18 protein-coding genes and 1 pseudogene are annotated in these 22,737 nt (G+C 69.0%); 8 read left to right on the top strand and 11 right to left on the bottom strand.

The window, feature by feature from the left end; all coding sequences use genetic code 11:
- Window positions 1–155 precede the first annotated feature (155 nt).
- From DTO57_RS13975 to DTO57_RS13940, 8 genes are all read right to left on the bottom strand, one after another.
- Window positions 156–1,565, bottom strand: coding sequence for a hypothetical protein (locus DTO57_RS13975; RefSeq protein WP_114118872.1), 1,410 nt, complete (start codon window positions 1,563–1,565; stop codon window positions 156–158).
- Entirely contained in the window at window positions 1,555–2,247 is a 693-nt protein-coding gene (locus DTO57_RS13970; RefSeq protein ID WP_114118870.1) for a TIGR03943 family putative permease subunit, read from the bottom strand. The genes DTO57_RS13975 and DTO57_RS13970 overlap by 11 nt, the downstream gene beginning before the upstream one ends.
- Window positions 2,237–3,247: a permease gene (locus tag DTO57_RS13965; protein WP_114118868.1), complete on the bottom strand. Its 1,011-nt coding sequence runs from the start codon at window positions 3,245–3,247 to the stop codon at window positions 2,237–2,239. The genes DTO57_RS13970 and DTO57_RS13965 overlap by 11 nt, the downstream gene beginning before the upstream one ends.
- A gap of 4 nt (window positions 3,248–3,251) precedes the next feature.
- Window positions 3,252–3,647 (bottom strand): Fur family transcriptional regulator, encoded by a 396-nt coding sequence (locus DTO57_RS13960; RefSeq protein ID WP_114118866.1) that lies wholly within the window; start codon window positions 3,645–3,647, stop codon window positions 3,252–3,254.
- A 9-nt stretch (window positions 3,648–3,656) separates the two neighbouring features.
- On the bottom strand, window positions 3,657–4,532 hold the full coding sequence (locus DTO57_RS13955; protein ID WP_114118865.1) for a metal ABC transporter permease: 876 nt from the start codon (window positions 4,530–4,532) through the stop codon (window positions 3,657–3,659).
- Window positions 4,532–5,359, bottom strand: a complete 828-nt coding sequence (locus DTO57_RS13950; protein WP_114118863.1) for a metal ABC transporter ATP-binding protein — start codon at window positions 5,357–5,359, stop codon at window positions 4,532–4,534. The genes DTO57_RS13955 and DTO57_RS13950 overlap by 1 nt, the downstream gene beginning before the upstream one ends.
- A 104-nt stretch (window positions 5,360–5,463) precedes the next feature.
- Complete coding sequence (locus DTO57_RS13945) at window positions 5,464–6,435, bottom strand: metal ABC transporter solute-binding protein, Zn/Mn family (RefSeq protein ID WP_114118861.1); 972 nt, start codon at window positions 6,433–6,435, stop codon at window positions 5,464–5,466.
- A gap of 50 nt (window positions 6,436–6,485) precedes the next feature.
- The gene (locus DTO57_RS13940) at window positions 6,486–7,049 is read right to left on the bottom strand and encodes a MarR family winged helix-turn-helix transcriptional regulator (protein ID WP_229730665.1); all 564 of its coding nucleotides are present in this window, start codon (window positions 7,047–7,049) and stop codon (window positions 6,486–6,488) included.
- Between the two features lie 94 nt (window positions 7,050–7,143).
- On the opposite strand from DTO57_RS13940, the gene DTO57_RS13935 reads away from it, so the two are divergent.
- From DTO57_RS13935 to DTO57_RS14865, 8 genes and pseudogenes are all read left to right on the top strand, one after another.
- Window positions 7,144–9,327, top strand: a complete 2,184-nt coding sequence (locus DTO57_RS13935) for an MMPL family transporter (RefSeq protein WP_114118860.1) — start codon at window positions 7,144–7,146, stop codon at window positions 9,325–9,327.
- A gap of 139 nt (window positions 9,328–9,466) precedes the next feature.
- Window positions 9,467–10,414 carry an L-lactate dehydrogenase gene (locus tag DTO57_RS13930; RefSeq protein ID WP_114118859.1) on the top strand — a complete coding sequence of 316 codons (948 nt, stop codon included), beginning with the start codon at window positions 9,467–9,469 and terminating at the stop codon, window positions 10,412–10,414.
- A 39-nt stretch (window positions 10,415–10,453) separates the two neighbouring features.
- Complete coding sequence (locus DTO57_RS13925) at window positions 10,454–13,675, top strand: DEAD/DEAH box helicase (RefSeq protein WP_114118858.1); 3,222 nt, start codon at window positions 10,454–10,456, stop codon at window positions 13,673–13,675.
- Between the two features lie 149 nt (window positions 13,676–13,824).
- A complete protein-coding gene (locus tag DTO57_RS13920) occupies window positions 13,825–15,141 on the top strand; it encodes an ABC transporter substrate-binding protein (protein ID WP_114118856.1) in 1,317 nt (438 codons plus the stop codon).
- A 10-nt stretch (window positions 15,142–15,151) separates the two neighbouring features.
- Entirely contained in the window at window positions 15,152–16,120 is a 969-nt protein-coding gene (locus tag DTO57_RS13915) for a carbohydrate ABC transporter permease (protein ID WP_114118854.1), read from the top strand.
- Entirely contained in the window at window positions 16,117–16,983 is an 867-nt protein-coding gene (locus DTO57_RS13910; RefSeq protein WP_114118853.1) for a carbohydrate ABC transporter permease, read from the top strand. The genes DTO57_RS13915 and DTO57_RS13910 overlap by 4 nt, the downstream gene beginning before the upstream one ends.
- A gap of 316 nt (window positions 16,984–17,299) precedes the next feature.
- Window positions 17,300–18,310 (top strand): annotated as a pseudogene (locus DTO57_RS14870) (GMC family oxidoreductase N-terminal domain-containing protein); the annotation flags it as partial.
- A gap of 261 nt (window positions 18,311–18,571) precedes the next feature.
- Window positions 18,572–18,997, top strand: coding sequence for a GMC oxidoreductase (locus tag DTO57_RS14865; RefSeq protein ID WP_425325785.1), 426 nt, complete (start codon window positions 18,572–18,574; stop codon window positions 18,995–18,997).
- Between the two features lie 184 nt (window positions 18,998–19,181).
- Here DTO57_RS14865 and DTO57_RS13900 read toward each other — a convergent pair whose 3' ends face one another.
- From DTO57_RS13900 to DTO57_RS13890, 3 genes are read right to left on the bottom strand one after another with little or no spacing between them, the layout of a single operon-like run.
- Complete coding sequence (locus DTO57_RS13900) at window positions 19,182–19,652, bottom strand: ribose-5-phosphate isomerase (RefSeq protein WP_280524159.1); 471 nt, start codon at window positions 19,650–19,652, stop codon at window positions 19,182–19,184.
- 31 nt (window positions 19,653–19,683) lie between these two features.
- Window positions 19,684–21,399, bottom strand: a complete 1,716-nt coding sequence (locus DTO57_RS13895; protein ID WP_114118850.1) for a dihydroxyacetone kinase family protein — start codon at window positions 21,397–21,399, stop codon at window positions 19,684–19,686.
- Window positions 21,396–22,733, bottom strand: coding sequence for an RbtT/DalT/CsbX family MFS transporter (locus DTO57_RS13890; RefSeq protein ID WP_229730666.1), 1,338 nt, complete (start codon window positions 22,731–22,733; stop codon window positions 21,396–21,398). Before DTO57_RS13890 ends, DTO57_RS13895 begins: the two co-directional genes overlap by 4 nt.
- Window positions 22,734–22,737 lie beyond the last annotated feature (4 nt).

The raw sequence follows: 22,737 nt of genomic DNA, 5'->3' as shown, positions 1-22,737 counted from the left end.
CCGCGACGGGGTCACCCAAGATCTCTTGTCTGCGCACCGCGACCCCCGCCCGTTTCCGAGCTGTGTTCAGGGGTGAGATGCACGATCCGTGCACAGGAGTGCGCACGGCCAAGGAGAGACTCTACCAGAGGCCGGGCGTGTTGGCTCTCAGTTTTTCACCAGGGGCCGACCTCGCACCAGCTGATGTCGAAGCCGTCCCAGGTCTCGACCTCGTCGCCGGTGGCGGCATCGTAAATGCGGGTCTCCATAATCTCGGGGAGCGATTGCACTCCCCCGTCGTACGCGGCGCCCGACGAGTCGGAGACCGTGAGCGCGATGTACTGCGCGCTCGGCGACGCGCACACCTGCTGCAGCACGTCGCCGTCCTCGGTCTCGGCGATGTCGTGTACGTCGCCGTCCTGGTTCATCGTGACGATGCGCGAGGTCGTTGGGATCCCGTCCTCGAGCATCGCGTACGAGCGCAGCGTGTCGCCGTTCGGCAGGGGCAGGATGTGCCCCAGCAGCGCGTCGCCGTCGAGGTGCGCGTCGGTGAGCACGCGCTGCTCGCCCGACGCGAGGTCGAGCTCGACGAAGCCCTCCTCGAGGCGGTCGATGAGCGCGGTATAGGTCGAACGCGCGACGCCCTCGATTCCGAGAGCCGTGCCGAACGACGACACCTCCCCGTCCGGATCCTGTCGGTCGACGAGCGTGAGGTCGCCGTTGAACGAGTTGAGCAGCAGCGACGACGTCTCGGGCACGAAGCGCCAGCGATCGATGCTGGGTTCGGATCCGCCGACGACGACGGGCGCGGGGTCGTCCGACGACGCGAGGGATCCGGTAAACAGGACGTTCTCGCGGCCGCCGGCCGCAGAGAGGTTCGCGTCGGTGAAGGTGAACCCGTAGAGCTGCCCGCGCTCGGAGACCTGCAGCCCCGTGACGATCCCGGATCCGGGGAGCGCGATCTCGTGCGTGGATCCGTTACCCCGGTTGACGACGGTGACGTGCATCGTGCCGTCGCCGTCGACGGTTGTGGCGATGAGGTAGGCGCTCGTGGCGCGGAAGTCGTCGATCTGCGCGGCCGTGAACACCGCGTCGCCGTCGGATCCGCCGACGGTGTGGCTCACGATGCGGTCGTCGCCCGTCGCATCGCGCTCGAGCATGAGCACGCTCGCCTTCGGCGTCGTGAAGCTCGTCGTGAGCGTCGAGGTCGGGCCGCCGCCGATGCCCTGCACGCCGTCGATCGTGACGGTGTAGTCGGTGTCGGCGTCGAGGGCCGTCGGGAAGCGGACGCCGACGGTGCGGCCGGCGGCGTCGAGCGTAAAGTCGGTGGCGGGCTCGACCGTGACCTGCGACGGGTCGATGTCGGTCAGCGCCTCGTTCGCGGTGAAGATGACGCGGCTGCCCGATTGCACGGCGGCGGCCTGCGGATCCTGTTGGATCGAGGTCGCGCGCGGCCCCTGCGTGAGGCCGGTTCCGGCGGCCGCACCGCCGATCACGACGAGCGCGCCGATCGCGATCGCGACGCCGCGCGTGTAGCGGCCGCGGCCGCGCGCGCGGCGGGCGGCGCCTCGAGAATCAGTACTCATACGGATCCTCCGGCTCGTCGATCGGGGTGATGCCCGTCGCCGCGATGGTGAGTCGCCCGTCGGAGTCGACCTCGACGTCGCCCGTGATCTCGACCCAGTCGCCCGTCGCAAGCCCCGACACGTCGCCGTCGAGCGGCAGCGTCGCGGTCTGTGCGTCGACGACGCAGTGGGTGATGACGAGGCGGCTGAGGGATCCGTCGGTCATGAAGCCCGTGAGCGTCACGGTCTGCCCCGCGTAGCGCTCGGGGTTCGTCGCGGTCGCGAAGACCGCCGACCAGTCGCCGACGCCGAACTTCGAGGTGTCAACAACACCCAACTGCACGTCGTCGGCGCCCGCGAAGAGCGGCGGCGTGCCGGTGTCGCGCTCCATGGCCAGCTCGGCCGAGAGCGTCGCGGGCGGCAGGATCAGCGCGCCGACGGCGACGACGGTCGCGACCGCGGCGCCGACGACGCCGGCGACCGCGCCGGCGCGGGAGGGGGACCCGTGATCGTGATCGTCGTGATCCGACGGCCGGATCGCGATCGCGGCGATGGATCCGAGCAGGATGAGCACCGCCATGCCGCACGCGAACCACGCCTGGCTCGTGTTGATGTAGAGCTGCAGGCGGCCCGTGACGGTCAGCATGATCGTGAGGACCGAGAGCGCCGAGGCGAGGCCCACGCCGAGGTACTTAAACGACAAGGTTCATCACCGCCCCGATCGCGAACGCCGCGAGGATCGTCACGGCCGAGATGACCGCGATCACGCGGCCCGAGAAGGTGGTGCGCAGCAGCGCGATCATCTTGATGTCGACGATGGGGCCGACGAGCAGGAAGGCGACGAGGGATCCGGTCGTGAAGGTCGACGCGAAGCTCAGCGCGAAGAAGCTATCGACGTTCGAGCACAGCGACACCGTGACGGCGAGGATGATCATCGCGACGATCGACAGCACCGGGTTGGATCCGATGGCGACGAGCGCCGAGCGCGGCACGATCACCTGCACCGCGCCCGCGAGGGCGGATCCGATGATGAGGGCCGGCATGACGGCGCGCAGCTCGACGACGAACTGCGAGAGGCTGCGCTCGAGCACGGATCCGCGGGCGTCGTGCGCGTGGTCGCACGCGACGCGGAAGCGCTCGGTGAGCATGCGATCCGGATCCGGGTGGCGGCTGAACAGCCAGCCGATCAGCACCGCGATCGCGTACCCGCCGAGAAGGCGCGCGACGAGGATCCCGCCCGACATCCCGAAGGCCTGGTGCGTCGTGATGATGACGACGGGGTTGACGATCGGCGCCGCGACGAGGAACGCGAGCGTGTCGGCGGGGCCGATGCCCCGCATCATGAGGCCGCGCGCGAAGGGCACGTTTCCGCACTCGCAGACCGGGATCAGTATCCCGAGCGCCGCGAGCGCGAGCCGCCTCGGCCACTCGCGCTTCGGCAGCACGCGGTGGATGAACGACGCCGGCACCCACACCTGGATCGCGATCGACAAGATCACGCCGAGCGCCACGAACGGCAGCGACTCGATGAGCACGCTCAGCGTGAGCGTCAGCCCATCCTGCGCGCGATCGGGCAGCGGCTTGTCGAAGAGGTTCGGCAAGAACGCGTTCGCCGCGAACAGCGCCGCGACGAGCGCCGCCGCGATGCCGAGCATCACGAGCGGATTGGTCCGGGATCCGCGGCGTGTGTGCGCGTGCGTCATCGAGTTAGTCGCCCTTGGCGGCGCACTCTGCGCAGAGGCCGAAGATGTCGATCACGTGCTCGGCGTCGTGGAAGCCGTTCTCGGCCGCGACATCGCGCGCCCACTTCTCGATGCTGCTCGCCTCGATCTCGACCGTCTTACCGCAGCGGCGGCAGATGAGGTGGTGGTGATGATCGGCCGTCGCGCAGGCTCGGAAGAGGTTCTCGCCCTCGGGGCTCTGCAGGCTATCGGCCTCGCCCGACTTGGCGAAGTTCGCGAGGGTTCGGTAGACCGTCGCAAGCCCGATGCCCGTCTCGTCGCGAAGTCGCGCATGAAGGTCCTGCGCGCTCACGAAACCGCCGCTTTCGGCGAGCGCTTCGCGCACCGCCTCGCGCTGCCACGTGTTCCGCTGAATAGCCATGCCAAGAGCCTACTTCGCGTGGGTGTGCACGGCCCGTCCGCGTCGCCAGGCAATCAATCGGCAGACGATATAGATGACGAACGAGATCGTGGTGATGTAGGGGCTGACGGGCAGCGTGCCCGCGATCGCGAGCAGGATCCCGCCCGCCGCGGAGACGAGGCCGAAGAGCGCCGAGAGCAGCGGCACCGAGAGCGGGCCGTGCGCGACGCGCATCGCCGAGGCCGCCGGTGTCACGAGAAGCGCCATGACGAGCAGGGCACCGATGATGTGCACGGCCGCGGCGACGATCGCGCCGAGGAGCAGCATGAAGACGAGGCTGAGCCCCTGCACCGGGATGCCGCGCGCCTCGGCCGATTGTGGATCCGTCGAATCGAACCGCAGCGGGTTCCACACGAGGATGAGGCCGATAAACACGACCGCGCTGATGCCGACGAGCCACCACATATCGGTGTCGGAGACCGCCACGATCTGGCCCGTGAGCAGGCTGAAGCGGTTGGCCGAGCGCCCCTCGTAGAGCGAGAGGAACAGGATGCCGAGGCCGAGGCCGAAGGGCATCAGCACGCCCACGATCGAGTTGCGATCTCGCGCCCTCGCCCCCAACAGGCCGATGATGAGCGCCGCGACGATCGCGCCCGCGAGCGAGCCCATGACGATGGATCCGCCGAGCAGCAGCGCGAGCGCCGCGCCCGCGAACGAGAGCTCGCTGATGCCGTGCACCGCGAACGCCATGTCGCGCTGCATGACGAAGGTGCCGATGAGGCCGCCGACGATTCCGAGCGCGATCGCCGCGATGAGCGGGTTGCGCATGAGCACGAGAAGCTCGCCGTAGTTCTCGAACGAGAAGACGTCGGACCAGGCGATGGCGGGCTGGATCAGCGCTCCCATCAGAAGCCCTCGCTCTCGTCGTCGTCGTGATCGTGTTCGTGGTGCGGGTGGTGCGGTTCACCCTCGGGGATCCCCGCCACCAGCAGTCGCCCGGCGGTGCGGACGACCTCGACGGGCGCGCCGTAGAGGTCACTCAGCACGTCGCTGCGCAGCACCTCGTCCGGGGTGCCGAGCCGGAACCGGCCGCCGGCGAGGTACAGGATCCGGTCGACGGATCCGAGGACCGGGTTGATGTCGTGCGTGACGAACACGACGCCCGCACCCGTGGCGCGGCGCTGCTCGTCGATGATGCTCACGACGGCGCGCTGGTTCTTGAGGTCGAGGCTCGACAGCGGCTCGTCGCAGAGTAGGAGCGAGGGCCTGTCGGCGAGCGCCTGGCCGATGCGCAGGCGCTGCTGCTCGCCGCCCGACAGGGATCCGACGGGGTCATCGGCGTAGGGCGCGGCGCCCACCGCCTCCAAGAGTTCGTCGACGCGCGCGCGGTCGCCGCGACGCGGGAGGGGCACGCCGAAGCGCGTTCCGCTGACGCCGAGCGCGACGAGGCCGCGGGCGCGCAGGCTCGTCCCGAGCGGGAATGGCCGCTGCTGCGGGATGTACCCGACCCGCTTGTTGCCGCGGCGGACGGGCCGCGAGTCGACCTGGATCCGCCCCTCGCTCAGCTGCCGAAGGCCGAGGATCGCGCGGAGCAGCGTCGTTTTTCCGGATCCGCTCGGCCCGAGCACCGCGACGAACTCGCCGGGCGCGACCTGCAGGTCGAGGCCGCTCCACAGCTCGCGGCCGCGCAGCCGCAGCGAGGCGCCGGAGATGTCGAGCACGGGATCAGTCATCGGGCCATTCTATTCGGGATCGATTATCGATTGCTTTGAGTGCGGGCACGAGAAAACCGTGCGAGGCCGGCCCCATCCGGCCCCGCACGGCGGGTCTCAGTTACTTAGAGTGCCGCGGCGAGCGCGTCTGCGTTGTCGTTCATCCAGCCGAAGAAGCCGTCGCCGTCCGGGATCGTCTCGGTGAACTCGAGCACCGGCACGCTGGCGCCCTCCGCGGCCTGGATGACGCGCTCGGTCTCGGATCCGCCGGTCTGGGCGTTCGCAACGAGAACCGTCACCTCGCCACCCTCGATCGACTTGATGGCGGCATTGAGCGTCGCCGGGGCAACATCCTCGCCGTGCTCGACCGCCTCGGCGAACCCCTCGGTCGTGACGTCGGTGAGGCCCGCGGCCTCGGTGAAGTACGCGCCGACCGGCTCGGTGAAGAACGCCGTGTCGCCCGTGTGGTCGGCGGCTATGGCCTCGAGCTTGTCTTCCAGCGCGGCCGCCTGGTCGAGCACGCTCTGCGCGCCCGCCTCGATCTCGTCCTTCGAATCCGGGATCAGTTCGACGAGCTCGTCGCGGAGCGCCTCGGTGAAGTGCTCGATCGTGTGGGGGTCGTACCAGACGTGCTCGTTGAAGCCCTCGATGTGGTCGTGGCCATCTTCTTCTTCGGCGTGGTCATGGTCGTGGTCGTGGTCGTGCTCTTCGCCGTCCTCGCCCGGGTAGGCGTCGGAGTACTCGACGACGTTCATGACGTGCGGGACGTCGGCGCTATCGAGGAGGTTCTCCATGAACTGGTCGTAGCCGCCGCCGTTCATGATCGCGAGATCGGCGTCCTGAACCGTGAGGCCATCGCGCGCCGTCGCCTCGTAGTCGTGCGGGTCGACGGAGGCCGAGTCGATGACGGCCTCGACGTTCGCGGCGTCGCCGACGATCTGCTTGGCGATGTCGGCGTAGACGCTCGTCGACGTGACGATCTGGAAGGTGCTGTCGCCCGAGGCCGTCGCGTCGTCACCCGTGGACGAGCAGCCTGCGAGGGCGAGTGCGGGGAGCGCCGCGACGGCGACGGGGGTCAAAATTCGGCGGGTTCGCATGGGTCCAGCGTACGTAAATGACAATGGTTATCAAAACCGAGAGCGCGGATTCACGTGATCTGTTCAGGGTCGTCGCCCTCCAAGTCGTCAGTCATCTCCCGCAGGAAGCGGATCACGATGTCGCGCTCCGAGGTCGAGAGGCGCGCGGCCGAGCGCACACGGCGGGCCTGCTGGCGTCCGACGCTCTCGCGCGCCGCGCGAGCAGTGTCCGGCGTGATCGACACCGTGAGCGCCCGTCGGTCGGTGGGATGGGGCGCGCGCACGACGTGACCGCCGCGCTCCAGGCGATCGAGCAGCTTCGTCGTGGATGCCGTGGAGATGCCGAGGTGCTGAGCGAGCTGACCCGGCGTCACCTGCTCGCCCGCATGGCCCGTGACGATCAGGAAGTGCAGCGCCCGCATATCGGTCTCGTTGAGACGCATGTAGCGGCGCGCCGCTTCGTTGAGTCGGCGCTCGGCCTCGCGCAGCCCGCCGAGGGCGTTCATCAGCTCGCCGATCTGATGAACGTCGCGCTCGCCCATCGACGACCTGTCGACGAGACTCTGGTCGGGGTCGTTGGACGCGATGTCGAACATCGGGCGCGCGGATCCGGGGTCGCGGGAAGCGTTTCGCACCCCCACACTCTAGATCTCCTCGATATAAAACTCAGTTGATTTCTCGCCTATCTAGCAATAGCATCGAGTACGCCACCCAAACGAAGGGGCAGTCATGCCACGCATTCGCGCCGTCCTCCGCGTCGTCGTTCCCGCCCTGCTCATCGTCGCCTGGCTCGCGGGGGCGTCCTTCGGCGGCCCCCTCTTCGGGAAGATCGACGAGGTCTCGTCGAACGATCAGACGGCCTACCTGCCCTCGTCGGCCGAAGCGACGGAGGTGCAGCAACGACTCGACGAGTTCAACGACTCGGACCAGATCCCGGCGATCGCGGTCTTCACCTCGGAGACCCCGCTCGACGACGAGGCGCAGGGGCTCATCGGAGACGCCGTCTCCGCGGCGAGCGCAGACGCCTCGCCCGCCCTGATCTCCGACGACGGCCTCGCGATGCAGGCGTTCGTTCCGCTCGATTCGCCCGATGACGTGCCCCAGCTCGGCGAGACGCTCCGCGCGGACGCCCCCGCCGGCGTGACGGTGCAGATTACGGGGCCCGCCGGATTCTCGGCCGACCTGAAGTCTGGCTTCGCGGGCATTGACGGCCTCCTGCTCGGGGTCGCACTCGGTGCCGTGCTCGTGATCCTCGTGCTCGTGTACCGCTCGGCGTTCCTGCCCTTCGTCGTGCTCGCGACGAGCCTCTTCGCCCTCTGCGTGGCGCTGCTGGTGGTGTGGTGGCTCGCGAAATGGGACGTCCTGCTGCTCAGCGGGCAGACGCAGGGGATCCTCTTCATCCTGGTGATCGGCGCCGCGACCGACTATGCGCTCCTGTTCGTCTCGCGTTTCCGCGAGGCTCTGCGGCACACCACCGACCGGGCGCACGCGATCCGCACGGCATGGAGGGGCTCGCTCGAGCCGATCGCCGCCTCTGGCGGTACCGTCATCGCCGGACTGCTCTGTCTCCTCCTGAGCGACCTGAAGTCGAACAGCACGCTCGGCCCCGTCGCCGCGATCGGCATCGTGTTCGCCATGCTCTCGGCTCTCACACTCCTCCCCGCCCTGCTCTACACGTTCGGGCGTGCTGTGTTCTGGCCGCGCCGGATCTCCGAAGACCGCCCGGAAAGAGATGCGGACCCGGTCGAGTCCGCGACTCTCGCAAGCGCCCGCGCTTCTCGCGAGGGTGCCGGACTCCCCGCGGCGCGCACCCTTCCCGCACCCCGCACCGCATCGGATCCGCGGCCGACCGGCCTCTGGGGGAGACTCGGCTCCCTCATCGCCCGCCGCCCTCGCGTGATCTGGATCGCAACCACGCTCGTCCTGCTCGCGGGTGTCGCCGCCGTGCCCCAGTTAAAGGCGGACGGCGTGCCGCAGTCGGATCTCGTGCTCGGCGCATCCGAGGCGCGCGACGGTCAAGCGGCGCTCGGCGAGCACTTCCCCGGGGGATCCGGCAGTCCCGCATCGATCGTCGTCCCGGAGACCGCTTGGCAGGACGCGGCCGACATTCTGCTCGCCGCGGACGGCGTCTCGGACGTGTCGATCTCCTCGACCGACTCGCCCAGCGGATCCGCACCCGTGACGGAGGACGGGATAACGGGCTTCGGCGGATCCACCCCGACCCCGACCGTGTCCGGCGGCGACGTGCTGCTGCAGGCGACGCTGACGGACGCGGCGGATTCGGAGGCCGCAGCGGAGACCGTGCGTGCCCTTCGCGATTCCCTTCACGACACGGGCGCGATCGTCGGCGGCGTCACGGCGACCGCGATCGACACGAACGACGCATCGGTCCACGACCGCAACCTCATCATCCCCGTGGTGCTGGGGGTGATCCTCGTGATCCTGATGCTGCTCCTGCGATCGATCCTCGCGCCGATCCTGCTGATCCTCACGACCGTCCTGTCGTTCGGAACGGCGATGGGCGTCTCGGCTCTCATCTTCAACCACGTGCTGGGCTTCCCCGGCGCCGACCCGGCGGTCCCGCTCTACGGCTTCGTCTTCCTCGTCGCCCTCGGCATCGACTACAACATTTTCCTCATGACGCGCGTGCGCGAGGAGTCGCTCGCCTACGGAACGCGCTCGGGCATTCTCAGGGGTCTGTCGGCGACGGGCGGCGTCATCACCTCCGCCGGAATCGTGCTCGCGGCAACCTTCGCGGCGCTCGGCGTCATCCCGATCCTGTTCCTCGCGCAGCTGGCGTTTATCGTCGCCTTCGGCGTTCTACTCGACACGTTCGTCGTGCGCTCGCTACTCGTGCCGGCGCTGGCCTACGACATCGGACGGAAGATCTGGTGGCCGGCGAAGATGCGGTGAGTCGCGGCCGCGCGCCCGAACTTCGGAGATGGCCCGGAGATGCGGATCGGATCACACCGCAGGTCCGCACTTCGGGGCGATCTCCGCAGTTTCGTCCGCGCGCTCGCGCGCCGCGCGCCGCGCGTGACACGATGACCCCATGGCCGTCATCGAGAACGCGAAGGTAACCGTCGTCGGCGCGGGTGCGGTGGGATCCGCGACCGCGTACGCCCTGATGATCCGCGGATCCGCGCGGGAGGTCGTGCTCTACGACATCGACGAGAAGAGGGCGAGCGCCGAGGCCCTCGACCTCGCGCACGGCGCCATGTTCACGGGCGCGAGCGAGGTCACAGGCACGAGCAACATCGAGCGCACGGCCGCGTCGCACGTCATCGTCGTCACCGCCGGCGCCGCGCAGCGCCCCGGCCAGACGCGCCTTGAGCTCGTCGAGACGAACGCCCGCATCATGGCCTCGCTCATCCCGAGCCTCGTCGAGGCATCGCCGCGGGCCATCGTCATCATCGTCTCGAACCCCTGCGACGTGCTCGCAACCCTCGCCGTCGAGCAGACGGGCGCGGATCCGGCCCGCATGTTCGCGTCGGGATGCGTGCTCGACACCTCGCGCCTGCGGCGCGCGATCGCGATCCGCGCGCAGGTGGATCCGCGCTCGGTGCACGCCCACATCATCGGCGAGCACGGCGACTCGGAGTTTCCGCTGTGGTCGAGCGCCCGCATCGGGCCGCTGCCGGTCGAGGACTGGGGCGAGCAGTTCACCCCCGAAGAGCTCGAGGCCATCGCGACCGAGGTGCGCACGGCGGCCTACACGATCATCGAGGGCAAGGGCGCGACGAACTACGCCATCGGGCTCTCGTCGACCCGCATCGTCGAGGCGGTACTGCGCGACGAGCGGGCCATCCTGCCGGTCTCGACCGTGCTCTCCGGAACCCTCGGCGTCGACGGCGTCGCGCTCTCGCTGCCGTCGATCGTGGGATCCGCGGGCGCGGTACCGCTCGACCGGATCCGCCTCTCGGACGCCGAGCAGGAGCTGCTCGCGCGCTCGGCCGCGACGCTCGGCGAGACGGCCGCGGCGGTGCGGGCGGTTCTGTAGCGCGATTCGTTTGTCAGGGGTTGCCCATAGCCTCGTTTCATGACCTCCATTCGGCTCACCGAGGCGCTCGTCGACTCGCTCTTCACGGAAGAAGATGCCGACGATGGGCGTGCGATCCTGTCGCAGCTGCCGGTGCGGGTGTTGCGGGCCGAGACGGGGCGGGTGTTCTCGGCGGCGCTCGTGAGCGTCGGCGCGCTGAGCATCGAGATCGAGATGGACGATTCGGGGCGCATCAACACCTGGTGCACCCACGACTCGCGCTCGGCGTGCGCGCACGCGGCCGCGGCGCTCTACGCGCTCGCCGAGTCCGAGCAGCCCTTCGGCGTCGGCGGGGTGGGCCGCGGGGCGCGACAGCGGCCCGATGGCGAGCCGTGGGAGCGCGCGCTGCGCGGCCTTATCTCGCCCTCCGAAGACCTCGACGATGCGGATCCGCCGGGCGCGATCGCGCTATTGTTCGACGTCCGTAAGAGCGCGGGCGGCGACCCCGCGGGCGCGGGGATCGCGATCCGGCCCGCGGTACGGGGTTCTCGCGGATCCGCGGGCAACTGGATCCGGTCGGGGATCGGCTGGCGGGCGGTCGCCGAGTCGACGAACCCCGACGCGGGCTGGCGCGCCCTCGCCGACATCGCGGGGCTGTTCGAGGGGCGGCACAACTTCCCGGCCGCGGCCGAGCGGATCCGGCGCGGCCCCGGCGGCTACGAGCAGTCGTGGGGGCTGCCCGATTGGATCCGACTCGATGCGACCCCCTCCCCCGGGCTGTGGGACGCGCTGCTGGCGGCGCACGACGCGGGCGTCGAGTTCGTCGCCGACTCGTCGGCGCAGCGGGTGGTCGGGATGGAGCAGGAGTCGCGCGAGGCGGTCGTCGACCTGAGGGTGTCGGGCGAGCGGCTGTGGGTCGAGGCGCGCATCCGCGACCTCGACGAGGGCTTCACGCTGCTGCCGATCGGGGCGCCGACCGCCGCGCTCGCGATGGTCTCGGACGGCGAGGTCGACGCGATCCTGCCGCTCTCGCGCCCCGCGACGACGGGGTGGGACGCGCTCTTCAGCAAGGGCCACCTCTCGGTCCCCGCGACGCGCATCGCCGACTTCGCGAACGACTACCTGCCGGGCCTCCGCGAGGTCGCGCCCCTCGTCTCGAGCGACGAGAGCTTCGACGTTCCGGCGGCGCCCCGGCCCGAGCTCGTGCTCGCGCTCGCGAACGCCGGGCCCGTCGCGCGGCTCTACTGGGAGTGGGAGTACGAGCCCGGCGCCCGCCGCGACCGCGCGGCCGAGCGCGAGCTGATCCAGGCCGTCGAGCGCGCGGCAGGCCGGTGGGCGCCGCTGCTGCGCCGCCGCCGGGCCGACCCGCTCTTCCCCGCGGTCGACCTCGACCGCGATCAGACGGTCGAGTTCCTCGCGCACGTGCTCCCCGCGATCCGCGAGGTCGAGGGCCTCAGAATCGAGGCGCACGACGAGGTGCCCGCGCTCGAGTTCGCGACCGAGGCGCCGCAGATCAGCTTTGGCGTCAGCCCCTCGGGCGAAGACTGGTTCGAGCTCGAGATCGTCGTGACGATCCAGGGCGAGCCGGTGTCGTCGAGCAAGCTCATCCGCGCCCTGTCGCGTGGCCAGACCTACTTCCGGCTGCTGAGCGGCACGGTGTTCCCGCTCGTTGACGAGAACTTCGCGCGGCTCCGCGACGTCCTGACCGAGGCGAAGGCGCTGCGCGACGATCCGCCGGACAAGCCCTCGATCCCGCGCTACCAATTCGACCTCTGGTACGAGCTCGCCGAGATCGGCGTGCTCGACGCCCAGCACACGCGGTGGCTCGACGCGATGCGCGCGCTCGGCGACGACGCCGTGACGCCCGTCGAGGCGCCCGCGTCGTTCCGGGCGACGCTGCGCGACTACCAGCAGGCGGGCTACAGCTGGCTCGACTTCCTGCGCCGGCACCGGCTGGGCGGCATCCTCGCCGACGACATGGGCCTCGGCAAGACGGTGCAGATCCTCGCGGCGCTCGAGCACGCGCGGCTCGACGAGCCCGGCGCCCGCTTCCTCGTCGTCACCCCGACGAGCGTCGTCGGCCACTGGCTCGCCGAGGCCGAGCGTTTCGCGCCCGAGCTGCCGGTCGTGGGCCTCACGTCGACGAGCACCAAGCGCGGCACGAGCGTCGCAGAGGCTGCCGAGGGCGCATCGCTCATCGTCACGAGCTACGCGATTCTGCGGCTCGATGCCGAGCAGTTCCGCGAGCTCGGCGTGCGCGTGCTCGTGCTCGACGAGGCGCAGAACGTCAAGAACTCGTCGTCGAAGGGCTACGCCGCGGCCGCCCTCGTCGGCGCTCCGACGGTGTTCGCAGTGAGCGGCACCCCGCTCGAGAACAACCTCATGGAGCTCTACGCCCTCGCCTCGCTCGCGACCCCTGGCCTGCTCGGCACCCGCGAGAGCTTCCGCGAGCAGTACTCGAAGGCCATCAGCAAAGACGGCAACTCGCGCCGGCTCGAGGTCCTGCGCCAGCGGATCCGCCCCTTCCTGCTGCGGCGCACGAAGGAGCAGGTCGCGCCCGAGCTGCCGCCCAAGACGGTGCAGGTGCTCGAGGTTCCCCTGCACCCCACGCATATGCGCGCCTACGAGCGGCGCTTCCGCCGCGAGCAGCAGAAGCTCCTCGGGCTGCTCGACGACGTGAAGAAGAACCAGATCCAGATCCTCGCCTCGCTCACGCGGCTGCGGCGCGAGGCGCTCGATCCGGCGTTCGGCGACGCCGCCGATCTGCCGGGCGTCACGAGCGCGAAGCTCACGGCGCTCGCCGACCTCCTCGACGAGATCACGGCCGACGGCCACCGCGCCCTCGTGTTCAGCCAGTTCACCGACTTCCTCGGCCGCGCGGCCGAGGTCGCCGAGAAGAAGGGGCTGCGCTTCTCGTACCTCGACGGATCCACGACCGCGCGCGCCCGTAGCCGCATGGTCGAGCGGTTCACGAACGGCGAGGATCCGGCGTTCTTCATCTCGCTGAAGGCGGGCGGCACGGGGCTGAACCTCACGGCCGCCGACTACGTGATCCTGCTCGACCCGTGGTGGAACCCCGCCGCCGAGGAGCAGGCGATCGACCGCGCGCACCGCATCGGGCAAGACAAACCCGTCATGGTCTACCGGCTCATCTCGGCCGGCACGATCGAACAAAAGGTGCGCGACCTGCAGGAAAAGAAGCGCCGTCTCTTCGACGATGTGCTGAGCGGCGACGTGACCTCGACGCTCACGAGCGACGACTACCGGGAGCTGCTCTCGTAACCCCGCCCAGAATGGTTGACGCTCCCAACAATGTCGACTAGACATGGATCACCACTCAACGCTGAGGGGCCCCTGCGGCGAGGATTTTCGCCACGGTTCGACGAAGAACGACGCTCGGAATGACCCGAGCGGTGGGAAGGAAGCACAGCATGTCTTCGATCACATCAGGGTCGGGTTTCACCCGACGCGGATTCCTGTCAATCGCGGGCGGCGTCGCCGCAGCCGCGGTGCTGGTCGCCTGCTCGGCCGACGGCGGATCCGGCGGAAGCGGGGGCGGCGGCGGAAACACCCTCAAGTTCTGGAACATGCCCTGGGGCGGCACCGAGTTCAACCCGCTCGACAAGAAGATCACCGAGGCCTGGAAGCCCACGTCGGGCGACTTCAGCGCCACGTACCAGGAGATCCAGTGGGCGAACTTCACGCAGACGTTCTCGTCGGCCGTCGCGAGTAACACCGGCCCCGCCGTCTCGTCGGGCGGTGGCACGCAGGCTTTCCTCTTCGAGTCACAGGGCAAGATCGCCTACGCCGACGCGCTGTTCGAGTCGTGGAAGTCGAACGGCCTCTACGACGACTTCCTCCCCGGCCTGATCGACGCGATGAAGGTCGAGGGCGGCTACGCCGCCATCCCCTACAACCTCGACATGCGCGTCATGTGGATGAACAAGGCGCTCATGGAGCAGGCCGGCGCCGACGTGCCGACCGACTGGGACAGCTACCTCGCCGCCGCCGAGAAGCTCAAGGCGATCGGCGCCTACGCCTTCGGCGTCGGCGCGGGTGCCGGTAGCTTCACGGGCGGCCACATCCTCACGAGCTTCATGATCAACAACGGCGGTGGCCTGTTCAACGCCGACCAGCAGCCCGAGGTCGTCACCGACGCCAACATCGAGGCGATGGAGTTCGTGCTCGAGATGGTCTCGAAGGGCTACGTCGACCCCGGCACCGTCAGCTACACGAGCGACAACGTGCAGACGCAGTGGCGCGAGCACCTCTTCGGCATGGGCTGGGACGGCGCGGGCCTCGCCGCGAACGTCGGCGGCGATGTCGCGGCCGAGCTCGAGGTCGTCAGCCCCCTCGCGGGCCCGCACGGCGACAAGGGTTCGCTGTACTTCCCGAACAGCATCATGATGTACACGAACACCCCCGACCAGTCGGCGTCGGAGGACTTCCTCACGTACTACTACCAGAACATGGCGCCGCTTTGGACGGAGCACACGGGCATCGGCCTGCCGCCGCTGAAGTCGATCGCCGAGACCGACGAGTTCCGCTCCGACCCCAACGCCGTCAAGATCATCGAGGAGTGGCAGCCGATCGCTCAGACCTGGGGCGGCAGCTCGCTGTTCCTCGGCGTCACGAAGGTCGACGGCACCCCGGCGATGGACGCGTTCACGCAGTCGATCTACTCGGGCCAGGCGGGCGCGAAGGACGCGCTCGAGACGCTGCAGAAGGCGCTCGAGGCCACGGCCTAGGAACATCACCATGACGACCTCCTCCTCCACTTTCGCGGGGTCGATGGAGCGAGCGCGGCGCGGTGTCGGCGTCGGCGGATCGGGCAGACCGCCCGGATCCCGCCGCCGCGGCATCGCGCCGGGCCGCGCGCGCACGCTGACGTTCCTCGTGCTCCCGTCGATCATCCTCGTCCTGCTGCTGAACGCCTACCCGGTCATCTACGCCGGCATTCAGTCGCTGCGAAACGGCGACCTCATCGCCTCGGGCGACTTCATCGGCCTCAAGAACTACACCTCGGTGCTCACCGACCCGTCGTTCTGGGCCTCGGCCCGCTTCACCCTCGTCTTCACGCTCGTCGGCGTCTTCGGCAGCTGGGCCGTCGGCCTCGGCGTCGCGTTGCTGCTGCGCGGCAAGGTGCCGCTCGGCGGCTTCTTCAAGGTGCTCCTGCTGCTGCCGTGGGTCGTTCCCACGGTCGTGTCGGCGACGGCCTGGAACTGGCTCGTCGCGACCCCGCAGAGCCCCCTGCCCGTGCTCGCGAAGGCGCTCGGTTTCGGAAACGTGCTCTTCCTCGCGGATCCGCTGCTCGCACAGATCGTCGTGTGCGTGTTCAAGGTCTGGATCAGCTTCCCGTTCATGATGATGATGATGAGCGCGGCCCTCGCCTCGGTCGACACCAACGTCTACGAGGCGGCCCGCGTCGACGGCGCGACGGGGTGGCAGATGTTCCGCCACATGACCCTGCCGCTCACGGCCCGCTCGACGTACATCAGCTGGATCCTCATGACGATCTTCTGCGTCAACGACTTCCCGACGGTCTTCCTGCTGACGCATGGTGGCCCTGTGAACGCGACGCAGACCCTCGTCGTCAAGGCGTACCAGACGGTGTTCCTCGAGTTCCGCACCGGGCCCGGCGTCGCGATCGCGTTCCTCATGACGATCGTGCTCGTGGTCATCTCGGTCGTGCTCTTTAAGGGCGTACAGAAGGCGGCGGTCGAATGAGCGCAACACAGACCCTCGTCGTTCCCCCGCGCCACCGTCACCGCATCGCGACCGACGCGCAGCTGCGGGGCCGCTGGTGGAAGTTCTCGGCGCTGCTCGTCATCACCGCCGTCGTCATCGTGCCCATCGCGGGCGTGCTGTACCTGTCGACGCAGCCGTCCCTCGGCAGCTCGGCGACGAGCTTCACGCTCGAGAACTACATCAAGATCTTCTCGGAGACGAACGTGCTCCCGTGGCTGCGCAACAGCCTCACGGTCACGCTCGCGACCGTGATCGTCTCAGTCGCCGTCGCCGCCCCCGCGGGCTACGTGCTCTCGCGCGGCCGCGGCAAGCTCGTGTCGGGCTACTCGCTGCTGCTGTTCATTATCCAGTCGTTGCCGGTCGTCACCGCCGTGATCCCGCTGTTCATCCTCTTCGCGAAGATGAACCTCGTCGACAACCTCGTTGGCCTCACGATCATCTACGTCGGCTCGACGATGTCGGTCGCGATCTGGATGATGGCGGCGTACTACGACTCGATCCCGATCGCCCTCGAGGAGGCGGCGTGGATCGACGGGGCGAGCCTCTTCGGCGGCTTCCTCCGCATCGTGCTGCGTAACTCGCTGCCCGGTGTGCTCTCGACCGCGATCTTCTCGTTCCTGCTCGCCTGGAACGACTACCTCGTGGTCCTCGTGTTCATCCGCTCGGACACGAGCTTCACCCTCTCGGTCGGCCTCCAGTCGTTCTTCCAGCAGAACGCGACCAACTGGGGCCTCGTCATGGCGGTCGCCGTCATCGCGATGCTGCCGCCCGTGATCCTCTTCGCCGTGCTGAACAAGTACTTCAGCGTCGGCGGCATCGGCGGATCCCTTGCGGGCCGCTGACACAGCCCTCCGCGCCGCTGTCGACCGGGTCATCCCGGCCGACGGCTGGCGCGCCGGCTGGGACGGCGGCGTGGGCGCGTACCTCGCGGATCCGCTAGCACAGCGAGACCTTCCCGATGTTCTTCCGCGGCTCGAGACGTTCTCGGCCTGGCTCGAGGCGCGGAATTTCCTCGACCTCGACGAGTCGGGGCGCGACGAGATCCTACGCGAGGCCGAAACGCTGCCCGGTGTCTCGGACGACTTCGCGGCCCTGCGCCGCATCTGCTGGGAGGGCTACTACGCCCTCCGGCCCGAGCTTGAGCCCGAGGGCATCCGCATGGTCGGGTACCACGCGATCCCCGAAGGGGTCGTGCCGGTCGAACCGGATCCGCTGCCGAGCATCGCGTCGGACGCGCTCGAAGCGAGCTACGACGCGATCGTGATCGGTAGCGGCCCGGGCGGCGGATCCGCGGCGCGGGTGCTCGCCGAGGCGGGCAAGAGCGTGCTGCTCGTCGAGCGCACGCCCGCGAAAACGAACGCCGAGCTGCGCGGTGACCACCTACACGGCAAGCGCAACGCGCTGTTCTGGCCGACGGTCGGCCCGGGGCCTGGTTATCCGCGCGAGCTGCGCGACGAAGAGGGCAACGGGCGACGCGTCGAGAGCACCGGAGATGCCGGCCCCTACGGCCTCAACGCGGACGCGCTGGGCGGCGGCACCCGCGTCTGGCAGGGAATGGCGTGGCGGTTCTTCCCCGAAGACTTCCGCATGGCGAGCATCTACGGCACCCCCGAGGGATCCACGCTCGCCGATTGGCCCGTCGACTATGACGAGATGGAGCCGTTCTACACGCGCGCCGAGTGGGAGCTCGGAGTCGCGGGCGAGGAGGGCGCCCTCACGGCGCGTACCCCGCGTACCCGCGGATATCCGATGCCCCCGATGGGCACCGAGCCCGCGCGCGAGCTTCTCGCCGCGGGCGCCGATCGCCTCGGCTGGGGATGGGGTCCGATCCCGCTCTCGATCAACTCGGTGCCGAACGACGGCCGCCCCGCCTGCGTGCGATGCCCGCAGTGTGTGGGCCACGCGTGCCCCGTGAACGCCAAGAACGGCGCCCACAACACGCTAATCGCCCGCGCGGTCGCGGACGGTGCTCGCCTCCTGCAGGACGCGGAGGCGATCGAGGTGCGCGACGGATCCGGCAGCGCCGAGGTCGTGCTCATGGTCGACGCGTCGACGTCGCCGCGCGAGGTGACGGTGCGCGCCGACGTGGTCGTTGTGTCGGCCGGTGCGGTCGAGACGCCGCGGCTGCTGCTCGCCAGCGGTCTCGGCAACGAGCATCTCGGCCAAGGCCTGCACGACCACCGCACCGCGACGATCTTCGGCGATGTCGATGAACCGGTCAAGCCATTCATCGGCCCCGGGCACTCGGTCGCGACGCTCGACCACGTGCACGGCGACACGATCGGCTACGGCGGCGGCGTGCTCGTCGACGTCATGGGCTTCCTGCCCCTCACCTCGGCGGGAGCCCCCGCACCCGGAGTCGCCCGATGGGGCAGCGAGCACAAGGAGTGGATGCGCACGGGGCGCGCGAACCTGTTCGGCATCTTTGGCATGGGCCAGGAGATCCCCGCCATTGGCTCGGCCGTGGGACTCGCGCCGACGATCCGCGACCGCTGGGGCCGCCCGGGCGCAAGTCTGCGCAAGCTCTCCCACCCGCTGTCGCTTGATATCGAGCGAGGTATGGGCGAGCAGGGATCCCGGTGGCTCGAGGCCGCGGGCGCGCGGAATGTGCGCGTGCAAGAGCGCGGCGGGGCGACCGTGTCGGCTGCGGGCGAGCACTCGTGCGGCACCGCGCGGATGAGTGCGTCAGAGACCTCGGGCGCCACGAGCCCCGAGGGCAGGCTCTACGGCACGAAGCGCATCTATGTCGCCGATTCGTCGCTGCACCCGACCAACGGATCGGTCAACCCGACGCTGACGATCACGGCGAATTCGTTACGCGTAGCCACGCGCCTAATGGAGCGCTGGCCGCGCTAATCGCGCCTTGCGGGATGCGTTCGTGCGATAACGCGCCCCAGGGATGCGTTCGTGCGATAACGCGCCCCAGGGATGCGTTCGTGCGATAACGCGCCCCAGGGATGCGTTCGTGTCGTTCTGATCGCTCAGAACGACACGACGGCATCCCTGAAGGCCAGAATGACACGAACGCATCCCGCAAGGGTTAGGCGCCTTCGTACTCGCAGATCGCGTCGACCTTCGCCTTGGAGGCGCTCGTCGGATCGAAACGGTAACCGAGCCACTCGCGCGCCATCCGGCGGGCGACCTCGATACCCACGACCCGCTGCCCCATGCAGAGCACCTGGGCGTCGTTCGAGAGCACCGACCGCTCGACCGAGAACGAGTCGTGCGCGGTCACGGCGCGGATCCCGGGCACCTTGTTCGCCGCGATGGCGACGCCAAGGCCCGTTCCACAAATGAGGATCGCGCGATCCGCCTCGCCGCTGCCCACGAGTCGAGCGGCATCCACGGCGACGTGCGGGTAGGCCGTGTGACCGTCGGCGTCGACGCCAACATCGACGACGCTGGCAACACGCGGATCCTCGAGCAGGTCGCGCTTGAGGCGTTCCTTGTAGTCGTATCCGGCGTCGTCGCAACCAACGACGACGCGCCACGGAATCTGTTCAGCAGTCATCTCTGTCGTCCTTCTCTTCGTGTGAGTGTGGTCACCGGGCGGCGAGTACGCCGCCGACGGTCTCGAGAATCAGCGCCATCGAAATGGCGCCCGCGTCGGGGTGTCCGATGCTCTTCTCGGCGAGCGGGCGTGCGCGACCCACGTTCGGCCGCAGCGACGCCGTCGCTTCGGCCTCGCGGCCCGCGACCGTTGCCGCCTGCCCCCACGCCGTCGCCAGGTCGTCACCGGCGCTGACTCGCGCCTCGAGCTCATCGACGAACGGCAACAGGGCATCGAGCAGCGTCTTATCGCCGCGGCTCGCGCCTCCGAGCTGCTGAATCGCACGCGCGAACGCGCCGCTCGCTGCGGCGATGTCCGCCGCGCCGATCTCGGTGGCGTCGTCACCGAGCTCTCGCCCGAACGCCTCCAGAGCCGCACCCCAGAGCACGCCAGACGTTCCACCTGCCTCCGCGGCCCAAGCCTGACCAACGCGGCCCAAGAGGAACGCCGCACCGGCTTCCTCCGGTACGCGGCCGGCCGCGTCCGTCGCCGCAGAGACGCCCTTGACCATTCCTCGACCGTGGTCGCCGTCGCCCGCAATGGCATCGATACGTCCGAGGTTCTCCTCGGCGCCTCGAAGTGCCGCGTCCATCGCGCCGACGACATCCCGGATCACCAGCGCGGCGTGGCGGGATGCGTCACTCGCCTCGGGCATTTCCTCGGCGGCACGCGACTCGGTGGCGGCGATCGCGTCGCGGTCGAGCGCGGCGACAGGTGCCTGAGCCTTGCGGTACGCCGGGGTATATGCGTCCGCGCGCCACAGCTCTTCGAGCTCCTCGTCCAGCCACTGCAGCGTGAGCGAGCATCCGCCCATGTCGAGGCTCGTCACGAGTTCGCCCACCTCGGGCTCGACAAGCTCGAGGCCTTCGGCGCGGAGCAGCGGCGCGATGCGCCCCCACAGCAGGAAGAGCTCTTCGTACTTCGTGTCGCCGAGACCGTTCACGATCGGCGCCACTCGCGTGCCGGCCGTGGCCGGGCGATCCGCGAGCAGGCTATCGACAAGCAGACGGGCGAGGTCGGTTGCTCGCATGAGCGGCACATCGCGGATCCCGGGCTCGCCGTGGATGCCAAGCCCCAGACCCAGGTGCCCCTCCGGAACGGTAAAGAGAGGTTCGGTCGCGCCCGGCATCGTGCAGCCCGAGAACGCGACACCGATCGTGCGCGTTGCGCGGTTGCTCGCGTTGCCCAGTCGCTCAACCTCGTCGAGCGATGCGCCCGCGGCGGCGGCAGCGCCCATCGCCTTGAATACGGGGAAGTCGCCGGCGATGCCGCGGCGCTGTTCTTCCTCGTCAGCCGAGGCCACGTCGTCCGTCACGACGACGATGCGCGTGTCGATTCCCTCCTGACGAAGACGCTCCGCGGCCAGGCCGAAGTTCATGTTGTCACCGGCATAGTTGCCGAAGCTCAGAACGACACCGCGCCCCTGATCCGCGGCCTTCGCGACGGAGTACACCTGCGCCGCAGACGGCGAGGTGAAGATGTTTCCAACGACCGCACCGGTCGCGAATCCGGTGCCCACCGTGCCGCAGAACGCGGGATAGTGCCCGGATCCGCCGCCGATGACGACGGCAACCTGCGGTGCGGCACCCGCGACGGGGAGCGCCACGACCCCGCCCGTGACGCCCCGCACGCGATCCGAGTACAGGTCAAGCCATCCGGCGAGCTGATCCTCCGCGAACTCCTCGGGGTTGTCGAAGATCGTCGTCATGCATTCACCTTTCGAGTTTTCGACTTCCCGAGGAAGTCGTGCCCAGGCTGATCCACCTGGAGGAACTGAATGAACACGAACGCGAGCGCGTAGAGGCCCACGAAGGTCCAGGTCACCGCAACGCCATCGCCGCCAAGCGCGAGCACGACAGCGACGGTGGCGGATCCTAGGAACGCGGCGCCGCCTGCTGCCGTCGTGTACATCGCCATCGCGGCGCCCTTGTTGTGCGCGGGAACGAGCGCGGGCATGATCGCGCCCATCGGCACGAAGCCCGCGAGCAGGCAACCAAACACACACCCGGCAAGAACCGAAGCCCAGTATCCCCACTCGCTTCCCGCGGGAACGAGCTGAGGCACGTACCACCAGGCGAGCAGGCCCAAGGCGCCGCCGACGATGCCGTACCACTTGACCGTCCGCTGCCATCCGATGCGGTCGCCGAGCCAGCCGAACAGGGCGTTCACGAGGATGTTGGTCGCGTAGACGAACACCGTCATCAGCAGCCAGCGTACCTGTCCCCATCCGCGATCGATCGAGATGATCGTCGGCAGGATGATGAACATGCCGTACTGCGGGGCCGTGTTGATCAGGCGGACGATGAAGCCCATCAACACGCGCGGACGGGTGAACGTCAACCGCAGACCGCTCGTAAGAACGCGCGCCGCGCTCTCGCCCTCGGGGGCGATACGACTGCTGCCGTTCTTCGCGCGGATGCCAAACATTGCAAGAAGGAAACCGATGACAACGAGGCCGATCGACGCGATCATCGCGCCCGTCTCACCCTGGATGCCACCGCCGAACGTCGGGATCGCTCCCAGCGCGAACAGGGATCCGAGGGTCGGGAGACCACCGGTGAACGCGACATAGAACCACCCCACGGCAGAGCCGTTGCGCTCGGGCAGGGCCGTGATGTTCACCCACACGAGGAAGGCGAAGGCGAAGAGCGGGTATCCGAAGCCGCGAAGTGCGTAGGCGACCGCGGTGAAGCCCACGCTGCCGATCGACAGACCGATGAGGAACAACACCTCGAACACGATCCATACGACGAATCCCACCACCATGACCCGTCGCGGACCGATGAGGTCGGACAGTGCACCGGAGAGGTAGCTACCGACGAGCACCGCGAGGCTGTAGAAGCTCACGATCGCGGCAACGGTCGCCTCGGGCGAACCCAAGACCTCAACCATGTGCGGGGTAATGAAGTTCGATTCCACGCCGTTACCGGCCATGAAGATCAGAACGGCAAGGAAACCGATCGCGAGCGAGCTCGGGATTCCCATGCGGTCAAGGAAGCCCTCGCGTGCGGGGCGTTCCGTCACCGTTGACGAAGTCATCATGTGC

The organism is Microbacterium sorbitolivorans (assembly GCF_003327285.1).
GTDB classification, from domain to species: domain Bacteria; phylum Actinomycetota; class Actinomycetes; order Actinomycetales; family Microbacteriaceae; genus Microbacterium; species Microbacterium sorbitolivorans.
The sequence above is the reverse complement of the archived record's forward strand: the minus strand, read 5'-3'. Positions and strand labels throughout refer to the sequence as shown.

Bases quoted from the DNA above. Each gene is read 5' to 3' on its own strand.
- DTO57_RS13975 (WP_114118872.1), bottom strand. From the start codon at position 1,565: ATGAGTACTGATTCTCGAGGCGCCGCCCGCCGCGCGCGCGGCCGCGGC.
- DTO57_RS13965 (WP_114118868.1), bottom strand. From the start codon at position 3,247: ATGACGCACGCGCACACACGCCGCGGATCCCGGACCAATCCGCTCGTG.
- DTO57_RS13960 (WP_114118866.1), bottom strand. From the start codon at position 3,647: ATGGCTATTCAGCGGAACACGTGGCAGCGCGAGGCGGTGCGCGAAGCG.
- DTO57_RS13955 (WP_114118865.1), bottom strand. From the start codon at position 4,532: ATGGGAGCGCTGATCCAGCCCGCCATCGCCTGGTCCGACGTCTTCTCG.
- DTO57_RS13950 (WP_114118863.1), bottom strand. From the start codon at position 5,359: ATGACTGATCCCGTGCTCGACATCTCCGGCGCCTCGCTGCGGCTGCGC.
- DTO57_RS13945 (WP_114118861.1), bottom strand. From the start codon at position 6,435: ATGCGAACCCGCCGAATTTTGACCCCCGTCGCCGTCGCGGCGCTCCCC.
- DTO57_RS13935 (WP_114118860.1), top strand. From the start codon at position 7,144: ATGCCACGCATTCGCGCCGTCCTCCGCGTCGTCGTTCCCGCCCTGCTC.
- DTO57_RS13930 (WP_114118859.1), top strand. From the start codon at position 9,467: ATGGCCGTCATCGAGAACGCGAAGGTAACCGTCGTCGGCGCGGGTGCG.
- DTO57_RS13925 (WP_114118858.1), top strand. From the start codon at position 10,454: ATGACCTCCATTCGGCTCACCGAGGCGCTCGTCGACTCGCTCTTCACG.
- DTO57_RS13920 (WP_114118856.1), top strand. From the start codon at position 13,825: ATGTCTTCGATCACATCAGGGTCGGGTTTCACCCGACGCGGATTCCTG.
- DTO57_RS13915 (WP_114118854.1), top strand. From the start codon at position 15,152: ATGACGACCTCCTCCTCCACTTTCGCGGGGTCGATGGAGCGAGCGCGG.
- DTO57_RS13910 (WP_114118853.1), top strand. From the start codon at position 16,117: ATGAGCGCAACACAGACCCTCGTCGTTCCCCCGCGCCACCGTCACCGC.
- DTO57_RS14865 (WP_425325785.1), top strand. From the start codon at position 18,572: ATGGGCCAGGAGATCCCCGCCATTGGCTCGGCCGTGGGACTCGCGCCG.
- DTO57_RS13900 (WP_280524159.1), bottom strand. From the start codon at position 19,652: ATGACTGCTGAACAGATTCCGTGGCGCGTCGTCGTTGGTTGCGACGAC.
- DTO57_RS13895 (WP_114118850.1), bottom strand. From the start codon at position 21,399: ATGACGACGATCTTCGACAACCCCGAGGAGTTCGCGGAGGATCAGCTC.
- DTO57_RS13890 (WP_229730666.1), bottom strand. From the start codon at position 22,733: ATGATGACTTCGTCAACGGTGACGGAACGCCCCGCACGCGAGGGCTTC.